Origin of the sequence: Phascolarctobacterium faecium DSM 14760 (genome assembly GCF_003269275.1) — a bacterium.
In the GTDB taxonomy this organism is placed as follows: Bacteria; Bacillota; Negativicutes; order Acidaminococcales; family Acidaminococcaceae; genus Phascolarctobacterium; species Phascolarctobacterium faecium.
The window spans coordinates 1-14,556 of record NZ_QLTS01000005.1; the positions used below are offsets into that span (position 1 = coordinate 1).

Sequence of the window (14,556 nt, forward strand, 5' to 3'; positions counted from 1 at the left end):
GTTTTTCGCCGCCTGCAGCCAGAATTACTTCGGACTTTTTGAGCATTTTCTCAATTTTTGCTTGAGTAGACAAATCTTACACCTCCATCATTATTGGGAGAACCTTATTTTATATACATCTACGCGGATGCAGACTCTTTGGTCCGCATCCGTGTAGTATGTAACAACTTAAAATAAAATCTTCAAAAGATTTTTGTAATTCCGTATTTTACGGAATTATTTTTTTGCCGGAGCGCAATACTCAAGCAAAATACCTACGGATTTCGGATGAACGAAAGCGATATCCATTCCGCCAGCACCGCCACGAGGAGCTTTGTCGATCATAGCAGCACCTTTTTCAATAGTGGTATCAATAGCTGCTTGAACATCATCAACGCGAACAGCGATATGTTGGATACCTTGTCCATTTTTAGCGATGTATTTGCCGATAGGGCCATCGCCATTTTCAGTGATATCAACAAGGAGCTCAAGCAAAGTTTCGCCACAGGGAATAAATACGGTTTTTGCACCTTGCTCAGGAACAGCTTCTTCACCAGTGCAGCTCAAGCCAAGAACTTCAGTGTAGAATTTCTTGGAAAGATCCAGGTCTTTGCAAGCAATACCTACATGGTCAACACAAATTGTTTTAAACATTTCAAATTCCTCCTAAAAGTAATTTTGGTTGTTTTATCTTAAAACTTTACCAACAATATCAGCGACAACAGAATACGGCTCAATTTCACGAATTTGAAGTTTTTCAACTAAAATATCAAATTCGGAAGTAGCTACAACATTCTTGTCGATATAACGGTTGACCCTGTCATTAAGCATAGCAGTAACCTCGTTTTTAATACGAGCTTTGCGTATTTTGCTCAATTGATCAGATTCAATCAAATATGCTTTGTGCTCTTCAATAGAGTCAACAACAGCTTCTATACCTTCACCCTTGCTGGCAATGGTCCGATTGATCGGAGGACGCCAGCCAAAATGTTCGGGATTTAATTCCAACATCATTTCAATCTCAATGTTCAGCTTGTCCGTACCTTCACGGTCAGCTTTATTGATCGTGAAAAGGTCACCGATCTCAAGTATACCTGCTTTAATAGCCTGAATGTCATCGCCCATACCAGGAATAACAACAACCATTGTAGTATCAGCAGTTTTAACAATATCTACTTCAGATTGACCAACGCCAACAGTTTCAACAATAATAACATCAAAACCATATGCATCCATCAATTTAACAGCATCGCCCGCTTTTTGGGATAATCCACCCAAACTCCCGCGAGTAGCCATGGAACGAACAAAAATGCCTTCATCGGCAGTAAGGTCCAACATTCTAATACGGTCGCCTAAAATTGCACCACCGGAGAAAGGACTTGTAGGATCAATTGCGATAATACCAACTGTTTTACCGCGTTTACGATATTCTTTAGCAAGCTTGTCGGTCAAAGTACTTTTGCCAGCGCCCGGAGGTCCGGTTATTCCGATGACATAAGCATTACCGGTGTGGGGATAAATGGCTGTCATTATTTCAACAGCGTTATCATACTCGTTCTCTACGGCAGTAATAGCTTTCGCTAATGCTAAACGAGAATGGTTTAATACGCCTTCAACAATATTCAATGATCACACCGCCTTGTTGAGGTCCAATAAAAATTGTATTATGCAAGCCGGGACAAGCCCGGCCTGCAAAATTTTTGAGAACCTTAATTATTTTACGTTAGCGTTGATGAATTCAACAATGTTGCCAGTCGGAGTGCCAGGAGTGAATACTTCGGCAATGCCAGCAGCTTTCAAACCAGGAATGTCAGCGTCAGGAATAACGCCGCCGCCGATAACCAGAACATCAGTCAAACCTTTTTCTTTCAGCAGTTCAACTACTTTCGGGAAAAGGGTGTTGTGTGCGCCGGAAAGCAGGCTCAAAGCAACAACTTTAACGTCGTCTTGCAGAGCAGCTTCAGCGATTTGTTCCGGAGTCAGACGAATACCGGTGTAAATAACTTCAAAACCAGCGTCGCGCAATGCACGAGCTACAACTTTAGCACCGCGGTCATGGCCGTCCAGACCCGGTTTTGCTACTAAAACTCTAATATTAGACATTATTTCTTACCTCCCTATTATTGTTGGCTCTAAATTACAGAGCAGTATGAGATTGATATTCGCCGAATACTTTTCTCATTACGCCGCAGATTTCGCCTTCAGTTGCATAAGCACGTACAGCGTCAAGAATCAAAGGCATCAGGTTAACGGATTCGTCAGCACAGCCTTTTTCCAGAGCAGCTAAAGTTTCTTCAACTTTAGCATTGTCACGACGAGCTTTAAGGGCAGCAATCTTATCAGCTTGCAATTTGCCAACGGAACCGTCAACACGCAGCAAGTTTTTCGGCGGTTCTTCTTCTTGTTGGAATTTGTTTACGCCAACAATAATACGGTCGCCTTTTTCAATGTCCATTTGCCATTTGTAAGCGGAGTCTTGGATTTCTTTTTGGATATAACCTTTAGCGATAGCTTCAGGAGCGCCGCCAATTTCGTCAATCTTTTTGATATATTCCCAAGCTTCTGCTTCGATTTTGTTAGTCAAAGCTTCAACATAGTAGGAACCACCCAACGGATCAACGGTGTCAGCCAAGCCGGATTCGTAAGCAACGATTTGTTGAGTACGGAGAGCGATGGTTACAGACTCAGTGGTCGGCAATGCCAAAGCTTCGTCTTTGGAGTTAGTGTGCAAAGATTGAGTACCACCCATTACAGCAGCAGCAGTTTGCAGAGCAACACGAACGATATTGTTGTTCGGTTGTTGTGCAGTCAGCATGGAACCTGCAGTTTGAGTATGTACGCGGAGCATTTGAGATTTCGGTTTTTGAGCGCCGAATCTTTCTTTCATAACTTTAGCCCATACACGACGGGAAGCGCGGAATTTAGCAACTTCTTCGAGTACGTTGTTATGAGCGTTCCAGAAGAAGGACAGACGACCAGCAAAATCGTCAACGTTCATACCAGCTTTGATAGCTGCTTCAACATAAGCGATACCGTCAGCGATGGTGAAAGCGATTTCTTGAGAAGCGGTGGAACCAGCTTCACGGATATGATAACCGGAAATGGAGATGGTATTCCACAGCGGTACGTTTTTGGAGCAATATTCGAAAATATTGGTAATCAAACGCATGGAGGGTTTCGGCGGGAAAATGTAAGTTCCGCGAGCAGCATACTCTTTCAAAATATCATTTTGAATAGTACCGCGCAGTTTGTCAGCGGAAACGCCTTGTTTCTCAGCAACTGCGATGTACATGCAAAGAAGTACGGATGCAGGAGCGTTGATGGTCATGGAAGTGGAAACTTGATCCAAAGAAATTTGGTCAAATAAGATTTCCATATCAGCCAAGGAGTCGATAGCTACGCCAACTTTACCAACTTCGCCTTCAGCCATCGGATCGGTAGAATCATAACCGATTTGGGTCGGAAGGTCGAATGCGCAGGACAAGCCGCTGCCACCGTTAGCCAAGAGGTAACGATAACGTTTGTTGGATTCTTCCGCAGTGGAGAAACCAGCATACATACGCATGGTCCAGAAACGGCCACGATACATAGTAGGTTGTACACCACGAGTGTAAGGATATTCACCAGGGAAGCCAAGATCCTTCTCATAGTCGAAGCCTTCGATGTCGAGAGGGGTGTAGAGCCTGTTGGGCTCAAGGTTTGCACGTTCGGGATTTTTAGCAAGTTTAGCTTCTACGCCAGCCATGTACTTGTCAAATCCAGCTTTCAGAGTTTCATTTGCCATTCTCAAATCCTCCTTAAGAATATTGTTTTTGCACAATCCGGTTTGGACTGACCGAATTATGGTGAGAGTGTCCGTCATAGACGGTGTATATGGCAAAGCCCGAAGGCCTCGTCAACAGAATTTATTTACAGATAAGCTGTAAAGTTTGCCGGCAGAACTAGCTATCTGCCGGCAAAATATTTCAGACAACAATCTCAGTCAATCGTCTTGACTAAGAATTATTTTTCCATGGTGCCGGTTTTTACGAAACGATCATGGAAGGAGAAAGCTTCATCCATAATATGCGGAGTTTGGCTATTGCCACAAGCTTCGCAAGCTCTCTTGAAGTAATCAAGAAGCAGCGGTTGATATTTCGGATTAGCAACTTTATCAATGATAACCAAAGCGCGTTCTTTTGGAGACAAACCACGAAGGTCAGCTACGCCGCGTTCGGAAACGATAACATCAACGTCATGTTCAGTATGGTCAACATGAGAGCAGAAAGGAACTACAGAGCTGATAGCTCCGCCTTTTGCAAGAGATGTAGTGAAGAATACGGTCAGATAACCATTACGAGCATAGTCGCCGGAACCGCCGATACCATTCATAATCTTAGTACCGCAAATATGAGTGGAGTTAACATTACCATAGATGTCAACCTCAATAGCAGTGTTCATTGCAATGACACCGATACGACGAGCAACTTCCGGGCTGTTTGCAACTTCTTGCGGACGCAGAATGATATATTTTTTATATTTTTCTACATTGTCATAGAATTTTTTGAGGCAATCAGGGGATGGGCTCAAAGCGGTACCAGAGCAAACGCGGAGTTTGCCAGCATCGATCAAGTCGAACATACCGTCTTGAATAACTTCGGTATATACAGTCAAATCTTCAAAATCAGAGTTAACCAAACCGTTGATAACTGCGTTAGCAACAGAACCTACACCAGACTGCAGCGGCAACAGATTAGCGGGCAAACGACCTGCAGCAACTTCAGATTTAAAGAATTCAACCAAGTTTTTACCCATTTTTTGAGCATCTTCGTCGATTTCGCCCAACGGACGAACTTTATCAGTAATATCGCAGGGAACTACTGCAACGAGTCTGTCCAAATCGCAAGGAATATAAGGAGTGCCGATTACATCTTCCGGTTTTTCAACAGGAATAGCTTTACGATTCGGAGGATCCAAAGGCACATAGGAGTCATGCATGCCTTCCAATTCTACTGGTTGAGAAGTATTTACTTCAACAATAACTTTTTCAGCACATTGAACATAAGAAGAAGAATTGCCCATGGAAGTTGTAGGAATCAAACCAACCTGACCATTGCCAAGGTCAATGATTTTGCAGGCTTCGACGATAGCAACGTCTACACATCTGCGGTTTTCCATGAAACCATAGCGAGTCATTTGAGCAACATGGCTCAAATGCAGGTCAGTATATTTTACGGAACCGTTGTTGATAGCTTTACGCAGATCATTGTTAGTTTGGTAAGGCATACGACGAGCAACGATACCAGCTTGAGTCATTGCGGTATCCATTTCAGGACCTACAGAAGCACCGGTCCAAACGTTGATTTGGAAAGGAGTTTTTTTGCCTTTTTCTGCCAGAGCAAGAGGCACAGCTTTAGGATAACCAGACGGAGTAAAACCACTGGTACCTACGTTGTCGCCATCCTTTACAAATTCTGCAGCTGCTTCGGCGCTCATAATTTTGCCGGCTACTGCTTCGCATACGCGATCTTTAATGTCGATCATGTTTACCTTCCTCCTTGTAAATAAAACAAATTGTGGCTAATGCCAGCGAAGTCTATTAACTTCACTAGTAAAAATACACTTAGTCGGCTAAATACCAACTATAAAAGCATAAAGTATTATTTGCCGAATAAGATTTTACCCATAAAAAGGAGCACTTAGAAGTTTTGATTTACTAAAACAAAACATAGCCAAGTGCCAGCTTACTTCTATCCAAAGTGGCTACGCTCTGAATCGCAAACTGTCAGCAGGTAAAGCTTTCAGTTGAACTTCTTCGTTCTTCTGTCTACCAACCGCTAAAACATATCCAAGATATTTAGTTCTGCTTAATTTACTTCGACATTCCAACAAAAAATCCTTCAAAAAAAACTTTAATTGTGATTTCTTTTTGAACTTTTTGTGTCCAGCTCTATTATAACACATAAAGAAGCAGTAAATTTTAGGCAAAATCACTACTTTTTTTAGTTTTTAAACATTTTTTCTTTAAAACGCTATACTACATATGATATCAGTAAAACTGTAACATGGCAAGCATTTTCTTTACAATTTACAAAGAAACACCCCTTGAGCAAAACTACTCAAGAGGTGTTTTGTGGTATCAAATTAGTACTTTCAACGTGTCTGTTGGTGATAGTGCGTATGCAGTAGACTATGAGCTTTTTCTCCGAGAGGTTTACCTAACCAAGTATCATAAAGCTCTTTAATTTCCGGATTTTCATGTGATTTTCGTAACTCATTGGCACTATCACAATCAAACAACCCTTCTCTACGGGCTCTTCTAATTTCTGCATTAACGGGAATCGGTTGACCGCCGCCGCCAATACAGCCACCAGGGCAAGCCATAACTTCAATAAACTGATAATCTGCCTCACCGGCTCTGATACGCTCTAATATCTTGCGTGCAGAAGCAAGAGTATGAACAACTGCTATTTTTACAGTATTTCCTGCAATAGTCAGTTCCGCCTCGCGGGTCTGTTCCATCCCCCGCACATCATTGTAATCAACAGTCTGCAAATTTTCACCTGTTAAAACATCAGCTACAGTACGCAGAGCAGCTTCCATTACACCTCCTGTAGTACCAAAAATAACAGCAGCACCAGTACCTGTACCCAGCGGAGAATCATAGCTGTCTTCAGGCAAATGTTTAAAATCCAGTCCTGCTTCCCGTATCATACGGCCAAGTTCTCTGGTAGTAATAACAACATCTACATCACGATATCCGGAAGCATTCATCTCCGGACGTGCTGCTTCCGCCTTCTTAGCAGTACACGGCATCACCGAAACGCTGACTATTTTTGCCGGATCAATACCAGCTTTTTCAGCATAATAGGTTTTAGCAATAGCGCCAAACATTTGCTGGGGTGATTTCGCAGAAGAAAGATGTGGTAACAAATCAGGATATTTAAGCTCTATCATATTTACCCAGCCAGGACTGCAGGAGGTTATCATCGGCAATACACCTCCGTTAGTCAAACGATGGAGGAACTCATGCCCTTCTTCCATAATCGTCAAATCAGCCGAAAAATTAGTATCGAATATCTTATCGAACCCTAGATTGCGCAATGCTGCAACCATTTTCCCTGTAACGATAGAACCTGGTTCCATACCCAATTCTTCACCCAAAGCCACGCGTACTGCCGGAGCTGTTTGAACTATAACAATCTTATCAGGATCATTGATAGCCGACCATACTTTTTCCGTATCATCTTTTTCCACTATAGCTCCAGTAGGACAAACACTCGCACATTGTCCACAGTAAGAACATTCTACTTTTCCAAGATCCTGTTCAAAAGCAGTAGAAACAATTGTGTCAAAGCCGCGCTCAGCAAAGCTGTAGACGCTCATTCCCTGCACATCACGACAAACACGTATACAACGTCCGCACAAAATACATTTTTCCTGATCGCGCACTAAGCAGGGGTTACTGGCGTCAATAGTATGTGCTTTACGGGCTCCGCCTTCGAATCTGATCTTGCGCAATCCCAAATCAGCAGCTATATTCTGCAGTTCACAGTCACCGCTTTTTTGGCACGCAAGGCAGTCCTTGGGATGATTGGCCAACAGCAATTCTACGACCATTCGTCTTGCTGCACGGACTTTATCCGTATTCGTTTTCACTACCATACCTTCTGCAACAGGATAAACACAGGAGGCTACAAGCGTACGCGCTCCGGTAGCTTCTACGACACACAATCTGCAGGCCCCTTCCGGAGCAAGTTCAGAATGATAGCACAACGTAGGAATATGAATGCCGGCAGAACGCGCGGCTTCAAGAATAGTAGCATTTTTAGGGGCCTGTACAGTCTGCCCATTGATCGTTAAGGTAATCATTTCCATATCTATATAATCCTCCCTTAACCCTTAGTAATGGCCTTAAACGGACAAGCCGCCATGCAGGCACCGCATTTTATACATTTAGTTACATCGATAACATGTTTCTTTTTCACTTCTCCGGAAATGGCATTAACCGGGCACTGGCGTGCACATAACCCACAGCCTTTGCATGCATCAGTAATTTCATAATTGGCAAGCTTTTCACAGGCACCGGCAGGACAGCGTTTTTCTTTGATATGAGCTTCATATTCATGACGGAAATATTTTAAAGTACTCAATACAGGATTAGGAGCAGTTTGTCCCAATCCACATAAAGCAGTCTCTTTAATATTTCTGGCCAGTTCTTCTAACAGCTCTATATCGCCTTCTCTCCCCTGCCCTTCAGTAATACGTGTCAGGACTTCCAGCATACGCTTAGTCCCCTCACGACAGGGAGTACATTTGCCACAGGATTCAGATTGAGTAAAATTCAGGAAAAATTTTGCAACATCTACCATGCAGGTATCTTCATCCATAACTACCAATCCGCCAGAACCCATCATAGCACCTGCCGCTGTTAACGAATCATAATCTATAGACAGATCAAGCATTGATTCAGGCAGGCAGCCACCAGATGGACCGCCTATTTGAACTGCTTTAAATTTCTTACCTCCGTTAATACCACCGCCGATATCATAAATAATTTCGCGCATAGTAATACCCATAGGAACTTCGGCCAGACCTGTGTTATTTATTTTACCAGTCAGCGCAAATACTTTAGTTCCTTTTGACTTTTCAGTACCAAAACCAGCATACCAGTCAGCGCCATTAGTAATAATTGCAGCTACATTACCAAAAGTTTCAACATTATTGATATTGGTCGGCTTTCCCCAAAGTCCGGCAACTGCTGGAAATGGCGGTCTTGGCCGCGGCATACCGCGTTTCCCTTCTATTGATGCCATCAATGCAGTTTCCTCACCGCAAACGAACGCACCGGCGCCTTCCTTGATATGCAGTTTGAAGCTGAACCCGGAACCAAAAATATTTTCACCTAACAACCCCATAGCTTCAGCCTGTTCAATAGCTATGCGCAGACGTTTAATGGCCAGCGGATATTCCGCACGTACATAAATATAGCCTTCATCTGCACCTATAGCATAACCACAGACAGCCATACCTTCTAATATCTTATGCGGATCGCCTTCTAAGACGCTCCTGTCCATAAATGCACCAGGATCACCTTCATCTGCATTACAGATAACATATTTTTTATCACTTACAGACGCTTTAGCAAACTGCCATTTCATTCCTGTAGGAAATCCGCCGCCGCCACGTCCACGCAGACCTGATTTTTTGATTTCTTCAATAACATCTTCAGGACTCATGGTAGTTACAGCTTTAGCTAAAGCTTCATAACCGCCGACAGCAATATATTCTTCAATTTGTTCAGGATTGATAGCGCCGCAATTTTCTAAAACTAACCGATGCTGTTTCTTATAAAAATTTATTTCCGAATAATTAGGTATACTTTCATGAGTAAGCGGTTCATGATAAAGCAACCGTTCAACAATACGGCCCTTAAATAAATGGCTTTCAACTATTTCTTCTACATCCTCAGCTTTTACCTGGCAATAAAAAGTACCTTCAGGATACACTATAACCAGCGGACCATGTTCACAGAAACCATGGCAGCCTGTTTCTACTACCATAACCTCGTCGCTCAGGCCTTTAGCTTCAATAGCCCGACTAAAAGCAAGCTGTACTTCCTTTGAACCGGCAGATTTACATCCTGTTCCTCCGCAAATCAGGACGTGTGCTCTAATGTGCTGCATATGATTTCCCTCCAAATTTTATCAAATCAGTCTTGCATAATTTTGCCTACAACCATTTCTTCAACAATACGGCCATTGACAACATGCTCTGCAATGATTTTTTTCACGTCCTCAGGTTTTACTTTACCATAAGTAATACGAGGTTCTCCAGGACGGACAATATCTACCAGGACTTCTTTCTCACACATACCGATACAGCCCGTCTGCTGTACCTGAACATCATTAAGTTTACGCACTGCAAGCTCATTCAAAACGGCAGACATCACTTCGCGCGCGCCTGCAGCAATACCACATGTACCCATACCTATGATTATTTTAGTGCCGTCATTCTGACGAACTTTCATGTCTGCCTTTAATTTTTCACGTAGGGCCTTCAAATCTTCCAACGTTTTCATTTTATACCTCCTGCTCACACCTCAACTGCGATATTTCCTGCTTTAAATATTCTTCAAACCATGTATAAACTTCAGGTCTGGTAAAGTCTGCTTCATCACCAAGGAGAGATCTGATAACCCTCGTATCAATATCAAATCCCGATGTACCTATCTTATAGATAAACTTCAGTTCCAGATACGGCGTGCCTACCAGCAGCACTTTAATACTTGATACAATATCACCCAAAGGCGGGCGATCAATATTATCCTTTGCAAAAGCAGCTTCTACGACAGTACCTTTACCCTTACGAGATTGTATTAACAAATGTCCTCCGCATTGTTTAGTGACCATGTCCATAAAAGGTATTCCCATACCTACTTTACGTGTAGTCCGCGTAGTCACAAAGGGATCGCGAATTTTCTGCACCATTTCCTCACTCATACCATGTCCATCATCACTGATACGAAAAACAAAAAATCCATTTTCATTCTCATTTATTTCTATTATTACATTATGAGCTCCTGCCTCTATGGAATTCTGCGCTAAATCAAGGATATGCAAAGACAATTCACGCATGATTGTTATTGATATTTAGCTAAAATAGCCGACAGTTTGTCCGGAGTCAAACGACCATGAGTATCTTCATTAACCTGCATAACCGGTGCTAAACCACAAGCGCCGATACAAGCAACAGTCTCAAGGGTAAAACGCAGATCTTCCGTAGTATGTCCGGCCTTAATTCCAAGCTCTTTTTCGATAGTCTGCAAAATTACTTTACCACCACGTACATGGCAGGCAGTTCCCTGACAAACGCGGATAATATTACGCCCGCGCGGATTAAGGTGAAACTGGGAATAAAAAGTAACAACACCATAAATTTGAGCAATGGGTGTTCCTGTACTGGCAGCAATGTACTCTAAAGCATCTTTGGGCAAATAATTGTATAGAGCCTGTACTTCCTGCAAAATCGGGATCAAAGATCCTTTTTTACCCTGATATCTAGCCAGAATAGCATCAATCTGCACCTTTTCAGGATTTTCTCCGCCGCAGCAACTGCATCTTTTGTCAACCATATTCATAGTACACTCTCCATTTCCCTAAACTTTAATGTACGAATACTACTATAGCAAAAAAAACGTATATAATCAACACTATTTATGATTTTCAAGCATGAATAGTGTATACTTTATACTTTTAGTGTAACTAATATTCAAGATCATTAATAAAATAACCCGGGAACCAACTACGCCCGTCTTTTCCTGCAAGTGCAAGTTTTAATTCTGAAATAGTCGCTTCTTCAATGGTAATTTTATTCTTGGGGCCTTCCAAAAATTCAAGCATTCTGTGAGCATCAGAATTAGTGACATAAGGTAAATTCCCAGATAATCTTTTCAATTTCAGCTGCTCCAACTCTGCTAAACTGTTACGGCTTATCTCTACTCCTTGCAAGCCCATATCATTAGGAATAAATCCCAGCTGTACAAGCAAACTATATGCCGGTCTATCTATATGGGCAGCTAAACACAGCCCGCCAATTTCGTTTACTTTTCGTACAACCTCCTGCGCAGATAGCTGCAATGGTCCTAAAAGCATTCTTTCCTCTTCTGCAACAAAATTATCATCATCATCAACGACAAATTGCGCTCCAAACCGTTCAGGAATGTTTTTGAGGCCACGCATTGAAAAATCGACTATTTTCTGCCACCGCCGCAGCTGTTTCAAATTGTCAAACAAAACCACTATATGCGCTTCTTCCCTGCATTCAACTTCCATTCCCGGGAACACCTTAATACCATAACGTTCACCAGCCTGAATCGCCGCCACAGCATTAGCCGAAGCATTATGGTCAGTAACCGCCAACAGCTGTATACCATATTCAGCAGCCTGCATCACTATATGATGCGGCGTCATTTCGATTTCAGCACACGGGGAAAGCAAGGTATGGACATGAAAATCTCCGATAACGGTTTTCATTTTACATTCCTGATACCAAGTTCATAAAGCTTTCCAATGACATCATAAGCAGGTAAAGATGTAGCCAATATCAAAACGTCGTTCTGTTCTGCTTTTTTCAGGGTATCCTCTTCTATAGGCGCATCGCCTGCCACAATAACTGCCGACAGACCAATCAAAGAAGCTACTGCCGCTATATTCTGATGCCCCTGCATTGTCACCCAAATCATACCGGGAGCCGCCTGCCCCATAACATTACTCAGAAGATCAGAGGCATAGCCACCAATAACATCCACATCCACAGGAACCTCATGTGTCATCAGCTTTAACCCTAAAGTTTCAATAACTTCACGTACTTGCATCGCTTTCACCATCCTCCCGCAGTTCTTCTTCCGGCTCGCTGGCTATAGGTATCTGCTTTGCCAGTTCAAGCATACCATGTGCCAGGCGTTTTACACTGCTCCTTAATTTAAAAATACAGTCAATTTCATTGGCTTTCCCCTGAACGATGTCTTCCGCCAGGCATTGACAGCTTGGTGCTCCGCAGGCTCCACAATCAAGCCCCGGCAAAGATCTGAGGACCTCCTCCATCTTTTCAAACTTTTTCATAGCCTCTAAAATATCGTCATCTAATTGCATCATCGGCCGCGGGATTAATTTTTTTACATAGGAAGCCGATTTGGGAAAATCCTCACATATCATACTCTGGGCCATGGTAGCCAGACGATCATCAGGTTCATTCTGCCTCATAATACTCAGCCTTAGCTTCAAATTTTTCTCAGCAACAAATTTATTCTCAGCAGTCAGCGGCCCGCCAATGCAGCCGCCACTGCAGGCAGAACACTCTACATAATCGACATCGCGCATCTTATTCAGGGAAATTTGCTCCAGCACGTCGTACACGTCATTAATACCGTGTACAGCCAGACCGTTTTCAATTCCTGCAGCTTCCAGTTCCCCACCATAACTGCCCCAACTCATACCATAAGAAGATCCAGCAGTCACCTTTTTATCCGGCTGAATCTCTCCGCCCATGATTTTTAATATTTTTCCATAAATCTCTGAAATACTTAAACTGCCGTTGATTTGTGTATGCCGGACATCAACGGACTGCCTGATATTAGCATTTTTAGAAGGGCAAGGTGCAATAAACCAGACACCTATTTCTTCAGACTTTAAGCCGGTACGCTGCATAACTTCATTTTTTACATAAATAGCCGCAGCTTCTGTTGGAGGAAGTACAGGCACTACCTGTTTGATGAGTTCCGGAAATTTGACCTGAATCAGCCTTAAAACCGCCGGACAAGTGCAGGAAATCAAAGGTTTTCTGCCACCGTTATAATTTTTCAGGTAAGCAGCTATTTCCAAAGAAATATATTCAGAAGCTACTGCTACATCAAAAATTTCATCAAATCCCAGTCTATGTAACCCTTCCCAAATAGCCGCCGCACTTGTTTCAGGCGGAAACTGCGCATATAAAGAAGGAGGAGGCAAAGCGATATTATATTTAAATTGTTCAGTTTCTTCCAGTTTATCCGTTTCCGCCACGATAGCATGATAGCCACAACGCCGTAAACACTCGCCGCAGTCAATACAACGTGCTTCTATAAGTTCTGCTTTACCATTGCGGACACGAATGGCCTCGGTCGGACAAGCTTTAACGCACGTTACACAGCCTTGACACTGAGACCGTAAAAGGCGTATGGAATGAAAATATCCTCCAGCCATCGTATCACCCCTCTTATAAGTCTTCACTGATATGTTTGAATTTCATCTTTATATTAGTACCTGAGCCAACTGTCGATTGGATATCAAAATCATCTGAACACTTCATCATATTCGGCAGACCCATACCGGCGCCAAACCCCATTTGTCTTACATGATCCGGTGCTGTAGACCAGCCTTCCTGCATTGCCAGTTTAATGTCAGGGATTCCCGGTCCCTGATCAGCAATATATACAACCGTCTCTTCAGGAAAAATTTCAGCATCAACCTGACCACCGCCGGCATGAATGATTACATTCATCTCAGCTTCATAGGTTCCAATAGCAATACGTCTGATTATATCTGCCGGAACGCCAATTTTCTGCAGCAACCGCTTTAATCCGGCAGAAGCTTCACCAGCCCTGTCAAAATCGTCACCGGCAACATCATAATGCATTTTTACTGATTTAGAATCACTCATTGCTCTTCCGCCTTTCTGGAACAGCCTCTCAAGCCATTACTATAAAGAATCCCGCAGGCTTCAAACAATGTATATTCTGTCGACATAATCGGGAGTTTGTTTTGGGCAGCTTCTTTCAGCATATCTTCTCCGGGCAGTTTCCCTCTTACCAAAATCACACCGCATAAATCAGTCATATCCGCTGTTCTTATAACCTGCATATTAGCCAACCCTGTGCAAAGCAGAGTTTTACATTTTGTAAAGGCTAAGACATCGCTCATAAGGTCAGACCCGCAACAGGTTTCAACCTGCCGACCAAGATATTCTTCACCTACGCAGATTTTAGCGTCTAAAAGTTTTCGCACGTCATTTAAATTCATTCCGCTCCCCCTACGATTCCATATTTCCCTGAATTTATTG

The 14,556-nt window shown here is 42.8% G+C and carries 15 protein-coding genes; all 15 read right to left on the reverse strand.

Going from position 1 to position 14,556, the window contains the following annotated elements; genetic code table 11:
- Window positions 1-216: 216 nt before the first annotated feature.
- On the reverse strand, window positions 217-633 hold the full coding sequence (gene mce / locus C8D73_RS06750) for a methylmalonyl-CoA epimerase (protein ID WP_113077726.1): 417 nt from the start codon (window positions 631-633) through the stop codon (window positions 217-219).
- A 33-nt stretch (window positions 634-666) separates the two neighbouring features.
- A complete protein-coding gene (gene meaB / locus C8D73_RS06755) occupies window positions 667-1,605 on the reverse strand; it encodes a methylmalonyl Co-A mutase-associated GTPase MeaB (RefSeq protein WP_113077727.1) in 939 nt (312 codons plus the stop codon).
- Between the two features lie 87 nt (window positions 1,606-1,692).
- Window positions 1,693-2,082, reverse strand: a complete 390-nt coding sequence (locus C8D73_RS06760) for a cobalamin B12-binding domain-containing protein (RefSeq protein ID WP_021718263.1) — start codon at window positions 2,080-2,082, stop codon at window positions 1,693-1,695.
- 34 nt (window positions 2,083-2,116) lie between these two features.
- On the reverse strand, window positions 2,117-3,763 hold the full coding sequence (locus C8D73_RS06765) for an acyl-CoA mutase large subunit family protein (RefSeq protein WP_021718262.1): 1,647 nt from the start codon (window positions 3,761-3,763) through the stop codon (window positions 2,117-2,119).
- 218 nt (window positions 3,764-3,981) lie between these two features.
- A complete protein-coding gene (scpC, locus tag C8D73_RS06770; RefSeq protein ID WP_021718261.1) occupies window positions 3,982-5,502 on the reverse strand; it encodes a succinyl-CoA:acetate CoA-transferase ScpC in 1,521 nt (506 codons plus the stop codon).
- Between the two features lie 609 nt (window positions 5,503-6,111).
- On the reverse strand, window positions 6,112-7,836 hold the full coding sequence (locus C8D73_RS06775; RefSeq protein ID WP_021718260.1) for an NADH-dependent [FeFe] hydrogenase, group A6: 1,725 nt from the start codon (window positions 7,834-7,836) through the stop codon (window positions 6,112-6,114).
- A gap of 17 nt (window positions 7,837-7,853) precedes the next feature.
- Entirely contained in the window at window positions 7,854-9,644 is a 1,791-nt protein-coding gene (nuoF, locus tag C8D73_RS06780) for an NADH-quinone oxidoreductase subunit NuoF (RefSeq protein WP_046430641.1), read from the reverse strand.
- A 26-nt stretch (window positions 9,645-9,670) separates the two neighbouring features.
- Complete coding sequence (locus tag C8D73_RS06785; RefSeq protein ID WP_021718258.1) at window positions 9,671-10,039, reverse strand: (2Fe-2S) ferredoxin domain-containing protein; 369 nt, start codon at window positions 10,037-10,039, stop codon at window positions 9,671-9,673.
- Between the two features lies 1 nt (window position 10,040).
- Window positions 10,041-10,595: an ATP-binding protein gene (locus C8D73_RS06790; protein WP_021718257.1), complete on the reverse strand. Its 555-nt coding sequence runs from the start codon at window positions 10,593-10,595 to the stop codon at window positions 10,041-10,043.
- Between the two features lie 5 nt (window positions 10,596-10,600).
- Window positions 10,601-11,098, reverse strand: coding sequence for an NADH-quinone oxidoreductase subunit NuoE (gene nuoE / locus C8D73_RS06795; RefSeq protein WP_021718256.1), 498 nt, complete (start codon window positions 11,096-11,098; stop codon window positions 10,601-10,603).
- 124 nt (window positions 11,099-11,222) lie between these two features.
- Window positions 11,223-11,993: a PHP domain-containing protein gene (locus C8D73_RS06800; protein WP_021718255.1), complete on the reverse strand. Its 771-nt coding sequence runs from the start codon at window positions 11,991-11,993 to the stop codon at window positions 11,223-11,225.
- Entirely contained in the window at window positions 11,990-12,334 is a 345-nt protein-coding gene (locus C8D73_RS06805; protein WP_021718254.1) for a hypothetical protein, read from the reverse strand. Before C8D73_RS06805 ends, C8D73_RS06800 begins: the two co-directional genes overlap by 4 nt.
- Window positions 12,321-13,700, reverse strand: coding sequence for a [Fe-Fe] hydrogenase large subunit C-terminal domain-containing protein (locus C8D73_RS06810; protein ID WP_046430634.1), 1,380 nt, complete (start codon window positions 13,698-13,700; stop codon window positions 12,321-12,323). The genes C8D73_RS06805 and C8D73_RS06810 overlap by 14 nt, the downstream gene beginning before the upstream one ends.
- Window positions 13,701-13,713: 13 nt before the next feature.
- Window positions 13,714-14,157: an ATP-binding protein gene (locus C8D73_RS06815; protein ID WP_021718252.1), complete on the reverse strand. Its 444-nt coding sequence runs from the start codon at window positions 14,155-14,157 to the stop codon at window positions 13,714-13,716.
- On the reverse strand, window positions 14,154-14,516 hold the full coding sequence (locus C8D73_RS06820) for a DRTGG domain-containing protein (RefSeq protein ID WP_021718251.1): 363 nt from the start codon (window positions 14,514-14,516) through the stop codon (window positions 14,154-14,156). The genes C8D73_RS06815 and C8D73_RS06820 overlap by 4 nt, the downstream gene beginning before the upstream one ends.
- Between the last annotated feature and the right edge of the window lie 40 nt (window positions 14,517-14,556).

What these genes read in the sequence shown, in the direction of transcription:
- mce (WP_113077726.1), bottom strand. Translation starts at nt 633, where the DNA reads ATGTTTAAAACAATTTGTGTTGACCATGTAGGTATTGCTTGCAAAGAC.
- C8D73_RS06760 (WP_021718263.1), bottom strand. Translation starts at nt 2,082, where the DNA reads ATGTCTAATATTAGAGTTTTAGTAGCAAAACCGGGTCTGGACGGCCAT.
- C8D73_RS06765 (WP_021718262.1), bottom strand. Translation starts at nt 3,763, where the DNA reads ATGGCAAATGAAACTCTGAAAGCTGGATTTGACAAGTACATGGCTGGC.
- scpC (WP_021718261.1), bottom strand. Translation starts at nt 5,502, where the DNA reads ATGATCGACATTAAAGATCGCGTATGCGAAGCAGTAGCCGGCAAAATT.
- C8D73_RS06775 (WP_021718260.1), bottom strand. Translation starts at nt 7,836, where the DNA reads ATGGAAATGATTACCTTAACGATCAATGGGCAGACTGTACAGGCCCCT.
- nuoF (WP_046430641.1), bottom strand. Translation starts at nt 9,644, where the DNA reads ATGCAGCACATTAGAGCACACGTCCTGATTTGCGGAGGAACAGGATGT.
- C8D73_RS06785 (WP_021718258.1), bottom strand. Translation starts at nt 10,039, where the DNA reads ATGAAAACGTTGGAAGATTTGAAGGCCCTACGTGAAAAATTAAAGGCA.
- C8D73_RS06790 (WP_021718257.1), bottom strand. Translation starts at nt 10,595, where the DNA reads ATGCGTGAATTGTCTTTGCATATCCTTGATTTAGCGCAGAATTCCATA.
- nuoE (WP_021718256.1), bottom strand. Translation starts at nt 11,098, where the DNA reads ATGAATATGGTTGACAAAAGATGCAGTTGCTGCGGCGGAGAAAATCCT.
- C8D73_RS06800 (WP_021718255.1), bottom strand. Translation starts at nt 11,993, where the DNA reads ATGAAAACCGTTATCGGAGATTTTCATGTCCATACCTTGCTTTCCCCG.
- C8D73_RS06805 (WP_021718254.1), bottom strand. Translation starts at nt 12,334, where the DNA reads ATGCAAGTACGTGAAGTTATTGAAACTTTAGGGTTAAAGCTGATGACA.
- C8D73_RS06810 (WP_046430634.1), bottom strand. Translation starts at nt 13,700, where the DNA reads ATGGCTGGAGGATATTTTCATTCCATACGCCTTTTACGGTCTCAGTGT.
- C8D73_RS06815 (WP_021718252.1), bottom strand. Translation starts at nt 14,157, where the DNA reads ATGAGTGATTCTAAATCAGTAAAAATGCATTATGATGTTGCCGGTGAC.
- C8D73_RS06820 (WP_021718251.1), bottom strand. Translation starts at nt 14,516, where the DNA reads ATGAATTTAAATGACGTGCGAAAACTTTTAGACGCTAAAATCTGCGTA.